General features: G+C 38.8%; 11 protein-coding genes. 4 read left to right on the top strand and 7 right to left on the bottom strand.

Features of this window, described 5'->3' with window-relative positions; translation table 11 throughout:
• The first annotated feature begins 56 nt into the window (after nucleotides 1-56).
• Genes LPH68_RS22485 through LPH68_RS22470 form a run of 4 tightly spaced genes read left to right on the top strand, consistent with a single transcriptional unit; the run spans nucleotide 57 to nucleotide 6,305 of the window.
• Nucleotides 57-3,374 (top strand): SusC/RagA family TonB-linked outer membrane protein, encoded by a 3,318-nt coding sequence (locus LPH68_RS22485; protein ID WP_008023592.1) that lies wholly within the window; start codon nucleotides 57-59, stop codon nucleotides 3,372-3,374.
• 13 nt (nucleotides 3,375-3,387) lie between these two features.
• Complete coding sequence (locus LPH68_RS22480; protein WP_008023593.1) at nucleotides 3,388-4,773, top strand: RagB/SusD family nutrient uptake outer membrane protein; 1,386 nt, start codon at nucleotides 3,388-3,390, stop codon at nucleotides 4,771-4,773.
• A gap of 26 nt (nucleotides 4,774-4,799) precedes the next feature.
• Nucleotides 4,800-5,006: a hypothetical protein gene (locus tag LPH68_RS22475; protein ID WP_151923278.1), complete on the top strand. Its 207-nt coding sequence runs from the start codon at nucleotides 4,800-4,802 to the stop codon at nucleotides 5,004-5,006.
• 12 nt (nucleotides 5,007-5,018) lie between these two features.
• Nucleotides 5,019-6,305: a hypothetical protein gene (locus tag LPH68_RS22470; protein WP_008023595.1), complete on the top strand. Its 1,287-nt coding sequence runs from the start codon at nucleotides 5,019-5,021 to the stop codon at nucleotides 6,303-6,305.
• Nucleotides 6,306-6,405: 100 nt separating this feature from the next.
• On the opposite strand, the gene LPH68_RS22465 is transcribed toward LPH68_RS22470, so the two are convergent.
• The 7 genes from LPH68_RS22465 to LPH68_RS22435 all read right to left on the bottom strand — a co-directional run bounded on the left by LPH68_RS22465 (nucleotide 6,406) and on the right by LPH68_RS22435 (nucleotide 20,255).
• On the bottom strand, nucleotides 6,406-8,904 hold the full coding sequence (locus LPH68_RS22465; protein ID WP_151923277.1) for a zinc-dependent metalloprotease: 2,499 nt from the start codon (nucleotides 8,902-8,904) through the stop codon (nucleotides 6,406-6,408).
• Nucleotides 8,901-11,492, bottom strand: coding sequence for a zinc-dependent metalloprotease (locus tag LPH68_RS22460; RefSeq protein WP_151923276.1), 2,592 nt, complete (start codon nucleotides 11,490-11,492; stop codon nucleotides 8,901-8,903). The genes LPH68_RS22465 and LPH68_RS22460 overlap by 4 nt, the downstream gene beginning before the upstream one ends.
• Nucleotides 11,493-11,625: 133 nt before the next feature.
• On the bottom strand, nucleotides 11,626-14,250 hold the full coding sequence (locus tag LPH68_RS22455; protein WP_151923275.1) for a hypothetical protein: 2,625 nt from the start codon (nucleotides 14,248-14,250) through the stop codon (nucleotides 11,626-11,628).
• Between the two features lie 120 nt (nucleotides 14,251-14,370).
• On the bottom strand, nucleotides 14,371-16,395 hold the full coding sequence (locus tag LPH68_RS22450) for a metallophosphoesterase (protein WP_151923274.1): 2,025 nt from the start codon (nucleotides 16,393-16,395) through the stop codon (nucleotides 14,371-14,373).
• Nucleotides 16,396-16,463: 68 nt separating this feature from the next.
• On the bottom strand, nucleotides 16,464-17,558 hold the full coding sequence (locus tag LPH68_RS22445) for a glycoside hydrolase family 99-like domain-containing protein (RefSeq protein ID WP_008023605.1): 1,095 nt from the start codon (nucleotides 17,556-17,558) through the stop codon (nucleotides 16,464-16,466).
• A gap of 12 nt (nucleotides 17,559-17,570) precedes the next feature.
• Nucleotides 17,571-19,253 (bottom strand): SusD/RagB family nutrient-binding outer membrane lipoprotein, encoded by a 1,683-nt coding sequence (locus LPH68_RS22440; protein WP_061447930.1) that lies wholly within the window; start codon nucleotides 19,251-19,253, stop codon nucleotides 17,571-17,573.
• Between the two features lie 12 nt (nucleotides 19,254-19,265).
• Nucleotides 19,266-20,255, bottom strand: a complete 990-nt coding sequence (locus tag LPH68_RS22435; RefSeq protein WP_230297155.1) for a TonB-dependent receptor — start codon at nucleotides 20,253-20,255, stop codon at nucleotides 19,266-19,268.
• Nucleotides 20,256-20,296: the final 41 nt, after the last annotated feature.

The raw sequence follows: 20,296 nt of genomic DNA, 5'->3' as shown, positions 1-20,296 counted from the left end.
TGTGTATAAGAGACAGATAATACATTTGCATATATTCAAACCAATATAATACAATTATGAATAAAATTACCATTTTTTCATTAACATTACTTTTCGCTCTAATTTTACCTTTATTTGCAAATGCACAGGTAACAGTGAAAGGTATTGTAACTGACGAAAGTGGGGTACCATTAGTAGGCGTATCCGTCCGCTATAAGGAGCTCCCCCAAGTCGGTGTTACCACAGATATTGATGGTAAGTTTTCCATCAAAGAGATGAAAGAAGGCAAGACACTTGTTTTTTCTTACATTGGCATGAAAAATGTAGAGCACTTATTGAAAGGAGCAACACCTTTTATCAAAATTAAAATGGAATCTGCAACAAGTGAACTGGATCAAGTTGTCGTTACAGGTTATACCCAAACTACTTTTAAGAAAATGACTGGTTCTGTCGGAATTATCTCGGCCGACCAGTTAAAAGACCAAGCCCAACCAACGGTAGACGCCCTCATGCAAGGTAAAATAGCAGGAGTGGCCGTATCAGCCATATCCGGACAACCTGGTAGTACACAAAAAATACGAATCAGAGGTACCAATACAATCACCGGAGATGGTGAGCCACTATGGGTTATCGACGGAGTTCCCATGCAAAGTGGAAGTACCGATATGCCTACCAGTGCTGAAATAAAATCCGGTCAATTTGACGACTTGTTCATGAATGGTGTCGCTGGCATCAATCCCAGCGACATAGAAAGTATTACTATTTTGAAAGATGCTTCAGCCGCTGCTATTTATGGTTCGCGAGCAGCCGGTGGGGTAATTGTTGTCACCACCAAAAAAGGCAAATCAGGAAAAGCCCAAATAAACTATTCAGGCAATGTATCAGTCACTTTACCACCCCAACGGAACTACTCTTTGATGAATTCACAAGAGAAGCTTGCCTATGAACAGGGATTATGGGATGAATTCTCTGCTCCTGGATTTGAAGCCGGGGCAAATGACTATCCGGTGGTAGGAGTAGTAGGCATCATTCGTGCTGGTAGGGGAAAGTTTGCCGGATGGAGCAAAGAACAACAAGATACGTATATCGAAGAATTAGGTAAAACGAATACCGATTGGTACGATGAACTGTTTCGCAACAGTGTTTCTACCACCCACAACCTATCCATTAATGGTGGTGGAGACAAATACACCTATTATACTTCACTAGCATATACCCGCAACGCTGGTTTATTGAAAAATAATGATTACGACCGTTATAACCTGACAGCTAATCTATCAATGCACCCCAGCCAGAAAGTCAAGATTGACTTTGGGGCATCCATGTCTTATCAATATTCAAAGTCCCCGGCACTGAATAGTCTCGATCCTTTCCAATATGCTTATTTTGCCAATCCATACGAAAGTCCGTATAACGAAGACGGCAGTTACCGGGCAGATGAAACATATTATGCACTAGGAGAATATAACAATAAAAAGACTAGTTCCAAGATTATACCTGATTGTGGATTTAATGTACTTCGCGAAATGGACGAAACTTCTTCACGCACTAAGAATATAAAAACAATGGTTCGTGCAGGAATTGATTACAGCATTATCAACCATTTGCGTTTTGTGGGTCTGGCTTCATATACTTATTCCACCAACCGTCTAAAGGAAATATATGGTAAAAACACAAAAGCAGCTTTAGACAACCGTCTCTCTATCGATAACAATACTAATAAGGAATATGCTTCTATCTTGCAACGCAATGTAGATAATGAGAGCTATATGGTCCGCGGGCATTTTGCTTATGATGATTCTTTTGGAGACCACTCTGTCTCCCTTATAGCCGGTGCCGAATTCCGCGGAAGTAAATCAGACGGTTTGTACAGCAAACGATACGGTTACGACGAAATCACCGGAAATGCCATAACCCCACTTCCTGATGACCCGACAGGAGTAGGCTACGAGAAGCTGAAAGCCTATCTCGCTGCTATTGATGGCTCGAACGGAGAAACATGGAGCGAACAACGCTTTGTCTCTTTCTATGCATCTGCTGACTATTACTACAAAAACAAATATGTACTGAATGTCTCTTTCCGTACTGACGGTAGTTCTAATTTTGGTAGTGACAAACAATTTAATCCTAACTGGGCAGCCGGCGCAGCGTGGAATGTTAGTGAAGAAGATTTCATGGCTTCGCTGAAACCCGTACTGAACAGATTAACACTCCGTATAGCAACCGGATTTACTGGTAACATCAACCGTAGTGTCAGCCCACAAATGATTATCAGTTACTACGATGACTACCGGAATATTTCCAACAATATTTATCATATAGGAAAAGTAGTTAGTCCACCGAATCCCAATCTACGTTGGGAAAAGACGCAAGACGTGAAAGTGGCTCTTGATTTCGGAATGTTTAACGACCGCTTGACAGGTATAGTGGAAGGATACTACCGGAAAAGTAAAGATATTGTAACAGGTGTGCAAGTACTAAGCAGCACAGGATTCACCCAACAGAAATACAATACTGCCAATATTGACAACAAAGGTATCGAAGCTACCCTGAATGGAACTCCTGTTAAAACAAAAGATTTCAGTCTGTCTCTTTCTGCCAACATAGCTTACAACAAGAATAAAGTGACCAAATATAAAGCTTCCTATAGCAGCATGGGATATAATAACTTATGGGAGGGCTATCCTGTAGACGCCATCTATAGTGGGAGATACACAGGTATTGACCCCGAAACAGGATTATATACATACCAGCTGCGTCCCGATGCTGAAATACACACAGCTACCGACTTGAATAAGCCCGATAATTACCGGTATTATCTAGGCACGAGTGAAGCTCCCGTAACCGGAGGATTTAATGTAACCGCCGAATATAAAGGTATTCGCCTTAGCGTAAACGGAACTTTTGCCACAGGAGCCAAAAATTTTGAATTCATCAAGTCGCCAACTTCAGCTAACACCGTAAGCGGTAATGGGGTATTTAATTACACAGAACGTGAACAAGTCTTCCAAAATGATTTGTTCGCACACCATCTGAATGTTCCGAAAGCAGCAGCCGACCGTTGGACGCCCAATAATACAAATGGCACTTATCCGCGCGTATGGAATCCGTTCGGTGAGGTTTACGGATTTGGCTATTATAACCCTATGCACAAAGAAATCACGCATGGAGCTTTCCTTACCAACTTATCTTATGCCAGAATTAAGAGCATCATTTTAGGATATACGCTACCTAAGAAGTTAATAAGTAATTCCGCTCTCTCCAATGTAGATTTCTCTCTGTCACTGAACAACTTCTTCACATTCACCAGCTATTCAGGCATGGATCCTGAAACCCCCGGTGCTACTTATCCGATAAGCCGTTCTGTGATGTTTAGCGTAAATGTTGGATTTTAAATAACAATAAACGATGAAAAATAAACTATTCATATCTATCTATTGTGGTCTAATGATATTGTTGGCTTCCTGCAACAATTACTTAGACGTAAAGCCCAAAGGAAAGATAATTCCTGAAACAGCTGAAGATTTTTCGACCATTATCCATTATTGGTTGGATCAGATAGAAAAAGGAAGAGATGACGTTATCATTCCCAATCCAGAAGTAATGACAACTTTAGAGATGTTTGCCGATGACTTGAATGCAACGCTTGCCAGCAATTTCGGCTATACGAGCATTTATGTGGGAAGTGCCATTAACAAAAATCAGGCCACTTACAAAACACTCTACTCTGTTATCAAAGACTGTAATATGGTTATCGGCAACATGGATGATACGGAATCCGATTTAGCTAGAACCCTATTGGGAACAGCCTGGAGCATTCGTTCTATTTGCTATTATAACCTTATGCAGCGCTACTGTGAGCCATACCAGCCGGAGACGGCAAAAGAGACTCTCGGACTTCCACTTGTCGACGATTTTGATATGGAAGCAAAGCCTGCACGCGCCAATCTGAAAGAAACTGCTGAATTTATAGAAGAAGGATTCCGAAAAGCCCTCTCATATAATGTGTCTAATGAAGACTTTATCTTTACTTCATCCGTAACAAAAGCCTACTTCGCACGTTTCTTCTTTTGGACACAGAACTGGAGTAATGCCATTACCTATGCCAAAGAAGTATTGGAAAAATACCCGATGCTGGAAGCTGACGAATATGTAGAAGCCATTAACCAGAAACAAGCAAAAGCACACAATGTCATTATCCGTTCATTCACCATGGATGATGATATAGGAACCATGAGTTACGCAACTGCACAAGCCGATATAAAATCAAGACCTGTCGACAGAAATTTGGTTGATTTATTTGCAGCCACCGACAATGATGTACGTCGCAGATGCAACTATGATTCCAAACGGATTGTCAATAAAATCATCACCACCAAGTTTCGTAGTGAAGAACTTTGCCTGATTATAGCCGAAGCCCACGCACATCTGAATCAGGAAACAGACGCACTAGGTTATCTTAACCAGCTTCGTTCCAAACGAATCACTCAGAATTATATAGCCTACACAATTGACAATCTCCCAGAAGTTTTCCAACAAAATATAAAAACCGACGCCACTGGGATCCCTTTGACAAAATTGATGTCAGCCATCCTCTGTGAACGCCGTAAAGAATTGTTTGTTGAAGGAGACCGCTGGTTTGAATTAAAACGCAACGGACGTCCGGAATTTTGGGTCGCTGCCAAAGGAAAGAAATTTATCACAGAAAAGTATCTTTATACTTTTCCTATTCCCAAAGCAGACATCAGATTATTTCCTGATTTGCTCATTCAAAATCCAGGCTACATAGAATAATTTATCCATAAAAAACAGAAACAGTTATGAAAAAGATACTATATAGCCTATGTTTCATTCTCACAGGTTCTTCCGCTTTCTTGGTCTCATGTGATAAACCGGAAGAACTGACACCCAAAGTAGATAATACATCAGAAGATTATTTACTTCCCACCGGAAGTATCCTGAATGCACAAGACCGTGAAGAAGTACAAGCATTATGGGATGAATACAACAATGCCATTAACCAATAAAAAGGGATTAAAATGAAAACAAAAATCAGAATAACAGGCTCCTTTCTTCTAATGATTATACTAATCATAGTGTCGGCAGCTTGCAACGATGACGACTCGTCGGGTGCAAAGTTATCTTTTAGTCGCTCCATATACATATTACCTTCTAACGGTAGCCTGGAAGTGGAATTGAGAGCTTCTGTAGCACCTGAAACAGACTTAAGCATTCCTGTCATCATTGAAGGTACTGCCATATTGGATGAAGACTATGAAATTTCTGCTAACGGGTTCATGATAAAAGCCGGAGAAACAAGTGCCACTTTAACCATTACTCCCAAAAACAACCTGACTGCCAACCGTGAAATCCGCCTTTCCATCAACCCGGTTTCCGGATATACGCTCGGTGACAAGAAAATAGCGATCATCCCCGTTGAAGTGAAAGAGCACATTATGTATACTTTCAAGCCTGTTATCTATCGTCTGTTAAGTGAAATAGACATTAGAATCGAAGTGGAAGGAGAAAATAGCGGCAGCAGTTTCAGGGCAACAACAGACATCGTGTTGCCGATAGAAATAGACCCGTCCAGTACAGCCATATTGAACGAAGATTTTGAACTTGAAAACGGAATAACTTCTGTCACCATTCCAAAAGGATCTTACTACACACGTTTTAAGATAAAAATAAAAGAAGGAGCAGAAGATTATACAGGAAAAAACGCTATCCTTAAACTAGGTACACCAGTTGACAACTCCGAACTCTACTATCCGGGCTCATTTGTATCCTATAATATAAAACTGGATCAGTTAAAGTTTACTGACATGCTGGGCAAATGGAAACCTGTAGAGATTAAAGATAAAGACAACTATGTATATATTGGTATGCCTGACGAAGACTGGGTAAATAGTCTGCCGGAAAACAATGGAGCTAATGACTACCTGGAATTTGTACATCAAGAAGATGGTACAGATAAAATAATCCCATACCTGACGGGAGATTTAAAGAACTTCTTTTGCAATCCTCAAGGACACACTGTTGTTTTCGATCATATAGAGAAAGGCATCTATAACTGGGTAACTGACGAAGAATATGACGCTCCTTATTTCATCACCTCGCAAGTGAATCGTTGTTTCTCAAAGAGAAAAACAGAGCTTGGAAATGCATTTATAGGATTGGATAAGATAGATGATAATAATATCATCATTTACTTTCACGATTTTATACCAACTGATTTCTTCAGCTCAACGTTTGAAGAGTACGGTCATTATTTCGATGCGAGTTTCTTTGGTATAACCTACGCATTCACAAGGGTAGTAGAATAAACAAAACAGAAGAAAAACTTCATTAAAAATATAAGCCAATTAATTCATCTTATCACGAATTAATTGGCTTTTTTATATCTAATCATTTTATAGATTATATCTATTTCCGCAGTGCCTTCTCAATCGTAAACAACCGGTAATCATACTCCTCTTGCATTTCCCGGTTAGGTGCTACTGATTTCGCTCTCGTAAACTCACTTTTCAAATCCAACAGACAGCCATACCAGAATGGAGCCCGTTCAGGAGCAGAAGAATAAGGAATGCTCTCAATAGCCGTCATACCCCGGTAAGGACAGACAGTCTGAATAGTCAGTTTAGAAGAAGCATTAGCTGTCTCATCTTTCCCTTTCGGCACATTTACATTCGACCAAGAAATGACAAAACTCAGCAATTGTCCCTGTAAGAAACGTTTCCAGTCGTCAGGCTCCTTTCCTGCCCTTGTTTCCTTGAAAAGATGATTCTTCAAATCTTCAACAGCCTGCTGTTGCGTATAAGGGTCACTCGATTTGCTTTCGCTAAGCCAAAGGTTATTGAGCTGTATTAATAGCAAATTGGCGAAAAACTTCTGTGAATAGTCAGCAGCGCTACCTGTCAGCGCACAATGATTCAACAGTTCCCGATTGTCCAACCAGTTCATTTGACTGATAGCTTCCATCATCCACTGGTACGAACGACGTTGCAACTCTTTGGATACCGGTTGATAAGAAGGGTAACTATCCCCTTGATAACTGTCATTCAAATAGATTCCACCAACTTGCTGCAATACATGCTTCACGTATTCATCCGCCTGATTGATAATTTCTCCATATAGTGAGGCTCGTTTTTCATAGTTGAAATCTTCCTTGTCTAACCATTGGTTTGCATTCGCCACTACTTTACCCAAATTCTCAAAAGCAATGGTTGCCGCACGAATAGCATCATTTCCCAAATCCATCTCCATTCCGCGAGGATCATAATAAGCTTTCCTGCTCTGCGGACGTTTAAAAAGCAATAATGGGTTCTGATTCCGTTCAGAAACCAGCTTCCGCAAATCCGATAATTCTTCTTGCGGTGTTTTCTTATTCATTGGCTGATAAAGATAACGAATCGCCCAATGGTCATATTCTCCCAGCACTTGTTGCGTCAAAGGTATATCAGCACTATAATTATCAACCGAAAGTAAATAGTTCATCGGCAACTTATCCATGACTGACGCAGATAGCCCATGTTTTTTTACAAACTCTTTCGACTGAAGCGAATCTACCGGATAAGCAATAGATCCTGCCATATTATCCGTCAATCCCAGACAATGCCCCCAATGCCTCAACAATAACGAAGTCAATGCTTCTTCCACCAAATCTTCATCCGGCATCAACGTGCGGGCTTTCTCGTTAAAGGAAGCTGTCTGTAAGAAATAATTCAGCTGAATTTTCGAAGCTAAATTATGAGGGATATAAATATTGGCACTTATTATTTCTCCTGTCAACGGATCACTCCAATAATTATCCGTAATCTGACCGGAAGGTGAAACGACATACCGGATACAAGACTTAGTAATACTGTTGGCATCAAATCCTATATCTTTAGGGTAAGGTTTCACATCTAACGCATTAGAAAAACCTATTTTCTGAAAGCTTTTGTTCCATATCTCAGCGCTACGATACACACACTTCTGCCATTTTTCAGGCAACAGCGTATCCACATAGAAAACAACAGGTTTATCAACAGCCAGGTTCCAGCGATTCACCCAATACTGTATGTTGCTGCCTTGCTCCTTATCCGAAAAATTCACCTTGCCGCTCCATAAAGTTCCGATACGAGGATCAGCCAAACGAGGACAATAATCCCCATCTTCCGGTAATAACATAAAAGTACGCTTCACAACTGCGCTGAAGGGAATATTTTCTGCTATCGGAAAAATACCGAATAATGACATCGCTAATTCATAGCTCATATAGCATGAAATAGATACATTATCTGGATAAGAAGCTATTCCAGATATCATTGATTGTTTCTGTTTGAAAGAGGCTTTACGCTTCACCCAGCCCCCCATCGTATTGTATGCTTTCGGATCAATCGGATTCATGTATTTATCATCCTGAAAAACATAAGATGTAACGTCAATCACCAAAGCGCTGTCCGGAGAATAAGCCTTTATAGAAAACTGATTTAAAATGACATCACTGAAACTTTTTTTCAGCGCATCTCCGATACGAGAATCTTGTTCTGTCACCGGACGGTCCGCTACCTGATATAACCTAACCAAAGAATCGGACCGGCAGAATTTCACTTGTAAAGGTGCAACAGGGCAAAAGCCAACAGATGATTCCTGAGGGTTACTTAGTTTATCGACTACACCTCCCATCAGCAAACGTTTACCCAACACATCTCTGGGTATTTCCATATATACTTTATTGTCTACCCAATAAAGATTCATCAGTCCTTTAGTTTCGACGCTATTCGGTTTATCCTTCAACAGTTTTTCGTATGCGCTTTTGGGTTTAACCTGCTCTATTTTCCCTTTTTTCTTTTTTTTGGCAACAGCCTCCAAAGGAGAAAAGACAAACACACCAAATACTGATAAAAAGAGCAAAAAGATATATTTATTCTTCATAATCATCTGTTTAATGCATTATTCATTTGATGAAGCAATAACTGATAATGAAGCCGCGTATCTTTATCAACATGTTGCTTCCGGCTGTTTAATAAATTACGTATGCGCAGGAAATAACCATAACACATACTATCCTGGTTTTTGGGAATAAAATACTCTGCCATTGGTTCGTCAAATCCAGCCACTGGATTAAACATACGCCCCAGATCGGACGCACAACAACATCCTTTATGCCCTACACCTGTTTTATGATGAAAAGCAGCTAACTGCCCCCATGCATCTTCTTCACTTTTCAATGATTTAGTATCTTTACTCAATCGGATTCCGGCAGTCGAAGCCAGGTGTTTGATAAACAAATTCTGCAGTTTCATTTGAGTAGCACTTAATTTACGTCCTTGTATAGTAGGATTCCATATATGTGTATAAATATCATTCATACATTCATCAACATCATATCCTTCTTCTTTACCGGCTTTTAATGCCGAGAATTCTACCCGGGCAGGAGCTTTCATCAATAATTTCATCATTACATCCCGCAAAGCATCCGATGGTTTCCCTACCATAGGCAGTACCTTCAGGACATTTTCATCATCCAGCCAATCCAAGGTCGCCAATTGCTCCAAAAAGTAATTCATCGCCTCTTTCTGCTTCTCTTTAGGTTCAACCTGCAAGGCTTCCACCTTATCACCAACCAATTTTTCATGCAAATAGATTCCTCCTATATTATGATATACATGCAACATATAAGTCAAATATTGCATGATTATACCATCGTAAATATCCGACCGATGTGTATAATCCACATCTTCTTCTCCTAGCCATTGATTCAGATTAGCCAGAATGTATTTCAGATTTTTCACTCCATATCGGGTTGCTTTCACAGCATCATCACCCAAATCTTCCGTTTGAGAACGAGGGTCGAGTATATCCGACTGCTGCTTACCATACCGATATACAGGATTATCTGATAAATCCGTAATCCATTTCGAAGTGATGGCATATTCCTCTTCCGGAGTTTTAGCTTCCGGCACAGGTGTATAATTCCAGCGAATCAGATAATCGTCATACAAACCAAAATATGGCGGCATCATACGTACTCCCCGTTCCATATCACCAGGTTGTGCCACATAATTAAAACGCGCGTAATCCATAATGGAAGTGGTAGTACCATGCTTCTGCGTAAATGAAGGAGAACGGAGCGAATCTACGGGAATTACGGAAGAAGCACTCATATTATGCATAAATCCCAAACAATGACCCACTTCGTGAGAAACGACATAACGTAAAGCATCGTCCATCACCTCTCTCGGAATTACTTTATGACGTACACGCTTATCGGCTTGAGCAGTTTGAATAAACAGCCAATTATTCAACAATTTTATGACGTTATGGTACAGATATACCGAAGCATTCAATATTTCCCCACTACGAGGGTCAACCCACGATGGTCCCATTGCATTCTCAGTCCCTATCGGAGCATAACGAATACATGAATATTTCAAATTATCCGGATCAAATTCCGGATCGTCTTTCGGAAATTCTTTAGCCTGGATAGCTTGTGTAAAACCGATTTTTTCAAATGGCTCATTCCATTGATTGACAGCTTCAAATATAGATGCTTTCCAACTTTCAGGAAAACAACTGTCTACGTAGAATACAATCGGTTTAATAGGAGTCACTTTCTTTCCTTCAATATAACCTCTCAAATCTGAAGGTTCCAAACGCCAACGATTGGCATAATAGATAGAACGGGTTGTCTGTTTAGCAGCTGAATATTCATTTTTCATTGTAGGAAAAATGCCAATTCTGCTATCCATCAATCGGGGACGATAAGGAATCGTATCCAATAATATAATCGAACGGGTTACCTTTGCGGTCAGAGGCTCGTCTTTTATGTCTTTCCCTTTGCCCCCAGTCAACGAATAAGTATAATTCAAGCAACTACGGACTGATATGTTATCTTCAAAAGCCTTAAAACTATCAATAAATGATTTGTTACTTTGAAATGAGGTCAAACGTTTACGTCCCCCTGATGTATTCACGCTGTATTTATCGAACGGGGACATTAATTTATTGTCACTTACAAAGAAATCGGTAACATCAAAAACAACTGCCGTACTGTCGTTATTATAAGCCGAAATATCAAATACTTGCAGAATGGCATTCATATTACTCATCTCAATAGCTGCCTTCAATCGGTGACCATTGTCATCACCCACATTATTGGTCTGCACTGCCGACAAGCAGACTTTATTATTCAATTTCTCAAAACGAAAATGAAGAGGTTCGGTAGGTTTCGAACCAATAATAGCATTCTTATTATCACTAATTTCTGTTACTGTAGAACCTAGTAACATATCACGCTGCAACATTGATAAAGGAAGTTCAAAATAAACTTTCTCCTTTACTTTATGTATAGTGATAAAACCTTCTGCTTTTGAATGATTAGATGAGAACAGTTTATCATAAGCAGTTTTTTCTTTCTCAACAGACTCCTTCTTTTTTGACTTTTTGCGTTTAAAAGAAATAGCATTTGCTGATACACTCCCTCCTAGTATAGAAAACACCAAAAGAGCCACCCAAATTCTTTTCATTTTGATAATAGTGTTAATTCATATTCTGTAATAGGATACAAATTTAAGAATTATAAAGAATTAACTCCAATAAAATCGACTTTTTCCTCCAGAAAAACTACACAATATTTTTTGTAATACATCGACCTATAAGTTACACTTCACTTATAAACTGCTCAAAACTATATTTAAAATCCTCATTCAATATTAGCTTATACTCCTTGGTGAATTGATCAAATGCAGTATATGCCATTCCCATGCGTTTCAAATCCACTAAAGCACGGCACTTAACGCGAACAGACTCTTCATCTAATGAATCAAATCGCAGAATACAATTTGAGATTTGTATTCTCAAGTTATCATTTCCTACAAATTGCTTGCTATCTCTTAACCGGCTCAGAAGATCAATCATTGAATCGGAATAATCTGCTTTAAAACTATCTACCCAATCAAATTGCATGTTAGGAAGCAATTGACCAAATGAAGCCAGACTCAATAATTTTTCCAGATCTTCCTTATGGACCACATCTAAAGGCGCCATCTTTTGCATCAATTGATTTGCTATAGTATAGTCATTATATACATGCCCCTTATTAAGAAAGTACCAATAACCATTTGCCGATGATATCTCCGTATCTCCTACCTCTTCCAACAAAAGACGTATCTTACGTATATTTACACTACGGTTATTAGAAAAACTCTCCTCTGACTTATCATACCACAACAATTCTTTTAACTTGATATTAGAAATCCCCTTATTATTCTGATTGGAATAAAGAATAATAACAGATAATAATTGACGCATGATAGGCGTAAACTTTCCGGTAATGTCTTTTAAATCCCGATTAATTACCTGAAATCCGTTTAGCATATAAATTCCTGGTGTGGTGTTCAATACAGGAGCTTCAAACGAGGAATATAGGTGGTCATTTTCTGGAATTTCTTTTTCACTATTTATATCTGAAACAACCCCTTCTTCTTTTTCACAAATATCTTGTTGCGGAATAGATATAGCTTCTTTCTTATCATGCTTTCTGCTATTCCACAGTCTCCACCCAATTCCTCCTAAACCTGCTACACAAATACATACAAACAGTAATTTCCACCAAGTCCCCCTGTTTTCCTGTACTGTTATATTTTGAATAGGCAACACTGGAGATGCAATAGAATAAATATTAGCTTCATAATTATTCCCCTCTACTTGGTGAACTGTTACAGCGTAATAACATTTTTCTGAAGCAAGATAAATTAAATCTGCATGAGAATTAACATCTAAGAAAGTATAAGGTATTGTATCACCTAAAACAGTTTCTTGTCCATTCTCCAAATTTAAATCTTTCAAAACCAGAGAAGATAGAAAACGACCTGAAGAAAAAAACAATCCTTTTGCATGTTCACCTTTTTCTACTTCATCAACTATCAACGTAGAAGCAGCTACCTCATCACAAAGATTCTCCGGTATAGCCCACTTTTTTTCCAAAGAATAATCATTCAAGTTCAATTTATACAAATCCTTATAATGAACGACCCCGTACTCTTGTTTACCCAAGTCATTTCCCAATCCTCCATAAATATAAACCAGCGAATCGGTCTTCCCTATGGCACTCAAATAGCGAGGAGTAATCACATCCGGCAACTCTCCCTTTATCACTTCACCCGACAGAGATATTCTATTCAACTCACGGGTATACAAATGAAATCCATATCCCAGAATTTGTACAATGGATGAATCTTTTGGATTGAAAAACCGATTATGTTGTGTATAAGAAGACTGCCTTTTCCGTTGGATAGGAGTAGACCAACTTTTTGTTTGAAAATTGAAAAAAGACAAATTCTCCCCATCAGGCTTCTCAAAGTCATAATAAACCAACTGGCTACCTTTATCTTTCAAAGGAACAAAAAGAAACTGGTTAGTGATCCGATTTACATCAATCAATGGCGAGAAAACATATTCTTTAGTTGTACTCCGTATTAAATCATATTTGACAATACGATCTTTTGCAATAAAATAACATGCCGACTGATCTTCACACGGAACAGGAAAAGTCTTGGATGAAAAAGATAACGTTTTCCTATGTTTCCAATATATATGACTATTAATAATCCATTCCGGATTTGATATAAAAGCTGTCATCTGCCGAAACTTGTCCTGAAGCAAAGTGTCAGATACGGCTTGCTCCAACGACCATTCGTATTTTATGCTCCCAGGTTCCAGACCGATCTGTACATCCTTCAAAATAATAGGTGCCACGTCCGAAGTTGTGTAAGAAGCTAATTTATTAGCACCAAAGCAGACTTTAACAGAATGATTATCCGGGGCAGCAACTTTCTCTTTAGAAATAAGAGAACCATTGTTTCGGACATATAACGTATCATTTTTATACTCCAATTCTATCTTTATCCTATTCCACTCATGAATATCGATAGTCGCAGAAGAATGTATCTTTCCTAAATATTGCTGGTCTTTAATCAAACACAAATAAGGCTCTTCGTTCACAGGATTAACCAATATCAGATTGAGGCTATTTCTATTGTCAACAATCATACGACATACATAACCAAAATGCTCGCCTTTTTCCCTAATCTTCAAATCAAAAGAAACAGATAAATAATCTTTGAATCTCACTCCCTGATTGCCGGACGGTATGATGAATGAAGTACGTTCATCTTTTGAATATTCATAAGCATGAAAAGAAAGACCTCCGATATTTTCACCACCCCAAGTGACTATAGTCTTCGAGATAAATAAAATATAAAATAACAGTCGGATATATTTCATAGCAAAAGCTTATTTGAAGCAAAGATATAAAAAATATGTTTTTTCAATCTTAGGATATTAAAATAATATAGTTACTCTGCACCAATAACGAAATATATCCGGCTATTATACTCCACATCCCTATCGAACCGGCATCCGGGATGAACGCAGTTCTCCTCTCAAATATTTAGCAGCTTCACCTGCCAGCCAAAGATAATGATCGGGTGCTTCTCCTTCATAAGTTATAAAAGAACTTTCACCCACCGGAGGTGTATTTGTACATTTAAAGAAAGCTGTCCCCTCATCTATCTCATCAAACATTGCCAAATAAAGGCTCTCTGCTCCTGCATCTACAGCACCTTTCACCTGTTTCCAGAAGAAACGTCCCCCTAATCTCGGAATCATGTTCTGCGGAGCATCCTTTTTCATGTTATGCCAACTAAATCCCGGAAACAACACCGGCATATAATCTTTACCATTCGCTTTGCACCACTTTATATCTTCCTCTATCGATTTACGATATGGCTCATACGTATTATTATCAAAACGTCCTACCAACCATGGATGAACAATATCCGCCTGTTTTACCAGTTCAAGCAATCTCGTATCAGAAACAGCATCTATCGTTAATGTCCGCCAATGAGTAGGTACACCTACCAATATGGAACAACCTTCACTCTTCAGGAAATCAATGATTTTCTTTACCTGCTCATATCCATATTTACGGCGATCATTAAACCCTATTCCCCAAACAGCAACTAACGGTTTACCATGATGATAAACATAATGATTGTTGTTCCGGGAAACTAGTTTATACTTCTCACACAGCTCTTTCCAGTCACGTATCAATATATCTTCTTCACCGGCTTCCATACCGGAAAGGTCATACATCAGGCAAATTGCCCGGTCATACTTTTCTGCCGAAAGAACAGCATTATTCAGTATCTTATTATAATTATCCTTCCCTTTCTGATTTCGTATAGAAACAACAAAACGTTGCATAAATACCCCATCAATTCCATATTGCTTCATCCATTTAAAATGCAGATCTGTAGTAGAAGCATCATACGAACTAAAAACCTTTGCTGGTGTCTCATCAGGTAACTTAAAAGCCGTTTCATAGGTTTTCTCATATTCAGAAACATCCGGCCAAAGATCAATGGTACACTTGCCCGGTTTGAACTCTTTTTCTTTTTCAAAATGTTTCCAACCCAAACCAGCACCGTCTTCAGGAGTATTAAACCAACCCTGATACCCTGCCATCACTAAATTCCTTATTGATTTGAAACGGACACGACTCATCGACTCCGTCGTTTTTGTTGCCGGATCAGACATCACCACCTCTTTAGGAAATTGATTTAAGGCAATAAATTCACTGATAAACCGATCCGGATATACTTTCACAAGATTCATCCCTTGATACCCTGTCCCCAGTACCTTTCCTACCGGACCTATCGTTATCATTTCCATATTGCCCACCTTTCCATAAGCATTGTTATGTAAATGCCCCGCAAATATTGCGTTTACTCCATATTTCTGAAACAAACGCACATATTTCTCTCGCATAGGCAAAGAGAAATTCGAATAATTCACAGGTTCATCCATCCGCTTTAGAAAAACAGAGCAATGAGTAAAAACAAACTTGAATCTGGCATCCTTCGTTTTCTGTAATTCCTGTTCCAGCCACTTAAATTGAACTTCTTCCCTCTCCTTGTCCTCTTCTTTTATTATATTTGAATCAATACCTATAAATGTACAATCACCATACCTGAATGAAAAATGGGTTTCTCCGTAGTTTTTTTTATAATTATCTATAGAAGCTCGGCTGACCTTACCTATATCGTGATTTCCCGGAATCATATAAACCTTTACTGAAGAGTCTATTTGAGCAATCATCGACTTATAAGCAGCAATCTGTTCCTTACTCTTCGAATTATTTACAAAATCACCGGTTATCACCACAAACGGAGGTTTTAACTGATTTATAGCTGTCACAGCCTTATTCATAGCCTCTGTTTCTGCCGAAATACTCTTATTATTATCTATGAAGCCAAATTGAGGATCACTTAATTGCAAAAAGAAAAAGGGAGCAGAATCCGCAGCTATCCCATGAGATACAAAAACAGCCAAGAGAAAACAAACGACCGATATTATTTTCTTTCTCATAAATTATTTATTGTTATCACGAGATACGACGATCTGCCTGATGCGTCGTATCCCGTTATTAATAACTATTACTTCTTAAATTGATTTCTGGTTATCTTCAGAAATTCTGATTTGTTTTCCTCCGTCGGTTCCAAATTCGTTCCTTTCTGGTAATTATTCCATGAATTGACTAACACAATGTTTTTACTTCCGATATTCCGTTTAGCTACATTACAGAAATTAATATAATCAGCAGTTTCTCCATCTTGCCCGAAAGTATATTTATAACTTGAAGTTGAATTGATACGGTCATTATAAGAAGGAAAGATACAAGGAACAAAGTCTGTATTCCATTTGGATATTGTAGTCTTCCAATTGGCCCAATTCAAATCAACAAAACTGAAAAAGGCATAATAACGGTCATACATATTCGTTGACCAGTCGTTCACTGTCACTCCATCAAAAGAAGCAATCTGATGTTCCTCATAATTCACCGGAGCTACCCAACCGGTAGTAAATTCTCCAATCGTATAAAGATCATACCCCAATTCTGATACAGCCTTCTTTAATGCCGGGATGACCAAAGAATAATCAATACTCTTCAATGCAGAAGAAGAAAGGTTAGACGGAGTTATTAGAATAACCGGTCTTCCGTTCATTTTATAATAGGCCTCATCATTAAATAAAGGCACTAAAGTATTCGTAAAGTCATTGATCATCTTATTCAAATTCTCTTCCTCTTGAAGCGGTTTGTCATTAGATACTTTCAGATGTTTGGTGTTATAATTGATCACCAAGCGGACTTTTGCATTGGTTGCCGTACGTACAGACTTAAAGTTTGTAATCAATGTATTATCTGCTGAAGCAGCATCCCAAGTAACTATCAGAAAGTCCAAGGCAGCCTCATCCGCCCAAGCAAGCTGTTGCTGTAACACTCCACTAGTTGTAGACAAATATTCACCCAACAAAGGAGTACCGGCATATATTTTCTTACCGGACTTTAACCAACTGGAAGAGGAAGTTATATTGGTATAATAAGCACCGACTATCGCATCCACAGGTAAATCCGTCTGTGGTATATCATACACATATTTGCTCTTATCAGGAGCCAAATGATCGTCTTTATCACAAGATACAGCTAACAAAGCGATGAATCCGAGCAATATAATAGTTATCTTTTTCATATCCTTCATTTTTTAATTATTCGTCAAATAAGGGTTAGTCTTAGTGGGCAATGCAAACCATAACTTAGTCGACATTGCATCCTGTCCACCATCGAGATTTGCAATACCTTTCGTCAATTCATATTCATTGTTTGTTTTCTCGCTATCGGGATATACCAATCGCTGAGGAATATAAGCATAAGGATTATCCTTGGTGCCGGCATTTACAGCGCCATATCCGGTTTCCGGCTGGAAATGCGGCGGAAATTCCAATACTTGGCTACGGCGAATCAGTGTCCATGCATCCAACGATTGATAAAACATAGCTATATATTGCTGCATGATAATCTGACGATAAATCGGATCAGGTTCATCAGAAGTAATAGCAGAAGATACAATGCCGATAAAATCTTTATAATAATCTTCACCTTCTTCTGTGACTGTGAGATCTGTCAATGTATTCCATTTAATTCCCGGAGTCTGAAGATAATTATTTACTTTTCCACCGTCTACACCATATTGTGCCATTGAAGCATTCACACCAGCATTGTAATAAGCCTCGGCTGTTTGCGAACCACTTCCCAAACCTTTATGAACCAATTCACTTTTCAACAGGCACACTTCTGCATAATTCATAATTACTTCTGCATAACTCTGCTCCGTGAATTTATCCTGTAATTGAGAGTAATCATCTGCCGTCTTTCCACTGTGCGGATTGGGAGACAAGCTGACTCCCGAAGGCAAATTAGAAACTTTCGGTTGCCCCCAATAAGGTGCCCAATGGAAGTTATCAGGCATAGAAGCAGCATTGGCAGGAGTGAAAAATTTCTCCAACCGCGGATCAGCATAGGGAGCCATATACATCAGAATCGATTCGCCGGCAGAGTGAAGCTTATCCAAATTACTTTCACGGTTGATAACCAGATAATCATAAAAATAATTTCTTGTATCTGCGTTATCTCCCCATTGCAAAAGACAATTATCTTCATTACTTGTCATCAAGTTCTGTTCATTTTCCATAAGTTCATCAATCACTTCAGTCGCTTTCGAACGGTCAGCATTACAAATACGAACGGCCAAACGCAAACGTAGTGAATTGGCAAACTTCTTCCATTTCAATAAGTCGCTAGATTTCTGTCCTGAAGGAAAAATAGGGTCTGCTTTATAAACATCTCCATCCATCTTCAACCCGTCGGCACATGCTTTCAAATCATTCAGCATAGCATAATAAATATCCGATTCCTTATCGTAAGGCACTCTCTCGCCGGCATTAAATGCCTGACTTTTAGGAATACCTCCCCAAATAGAAACTGCTTGTGAGAAAAGATAGTTTTCCCATATTTTAGCAATAAGTACACGATTGTGATATTGCTCGTCATTTTCCATTTGCGTTTGTATAAAGTGAACAGGAAAAATAGCATAGTTATATACATTCTTCCAATATGAATCATTGGTTGAACCTTGATTTCCATACCGTTGTACCTGTCCACCGGTAGCTCCACCATAATAATGGCTATAGTTGGCCAACAACACTTTTTTCATACTTCCGCAAAAAGCATTCAGTGTATAATAAGAACTCGTATTAAACAAATATTCAGGATTAATTTCATTCAGTTCATTGGGATTGGCATTGGCAGATTCAAAGTCATTCGTACACGAAACGAAAGAAATGGCCATTGCAGCAAAACCGGCTAATAATATTTTAATCTGTTTCATAATATTCTATCTTTAGAAGGTTAGTTTAATATCAAATCCGACAGAAGATACGGGCGGCATTCCTCCATATTCTATACCTTGAGCATTTCCTGATGAAGAAGAAGCCTCCGGATCTATGCCTTTAGGAGTGTTTTGATGAAGAATAGCCAAATTACGTCCTACCACAGCCAGTCGTAGACCACTAATCGGTAATTTCTTTAGGATAGACTTCGGAAGACTGTAGGCAACAGAAAGTTCACGGAATTTAATGTAGGAAGCATCAAATACAGATCTTTCATCAAAACTAGCATAGCGGTTATTAGGTTTGACAAACAAGAGACAAGGCGTTCCATCTTCAAAATAAGCATCCGGATATTGATAACCGGAAGTTGCCTTCGCACTACTCTCACCATAGATCACATTACTCAAATAATAGCCTTCACGTCCTTCGGCAGATTCGGCAACCACACCGGCTGTTGTCGCTCTATTCCATGTTCCCGAATAAAGAGTTCCTCCAATACGTGCATCAAACAGGAAACTAACTGTAAAATTCTGGATTCTGAAATTGCTTCCAAAACTTCCCGTCCATTTCGGCTCGGCACAGCCTAAATATTGCGTATTATCCGTTACCAATATTTTACCTGAAGAATCGACTAATTTACGTCCCTGGTCATCACGTTTCCAAGCACGTCCCCGAATGACTCCATAAGGCATGCCTTCTTCCAACATGATACTGACATTACTTGATTTCAATAATTGCACATTAGGATTTCCGTCCACTACCTTAATTACTTTCGACCGATTACGCGCCCAGTTGATATTCGCATTCCATTCAAACAATTTGGTCTTGACGGGAGTAGCAGACAACACAACTTCCCATCCTTGATTACGTACATGACCTGTATTCAAGAATTTAAAACTATAACCGCTAGGCACCGGCAAAGCGACTTTCGTTATCAAGTCATAGGCATCAGAACGATAATAAGTTAACGTGAGTTCGATATAAGAATAAATATATTTCACTTATAATTAGAAACATAGCGATCAAAGTATTAAATTTATAG

It is taken from the genome of Bacteroides sp. 1_1_30, from assembly GCF_020982715.1.
Classification (GTDB): Bacteria; Bacteroidota; Bacteroidia; order Bacteroidales; family Bacteroidaceae; genus Bacteroides; species Bacteroides xylanisolvens.
Note: the sequence above shows the minus strand (reverse complement) of the source record. Positions and strands in the feature narration are given on the sequence as shown.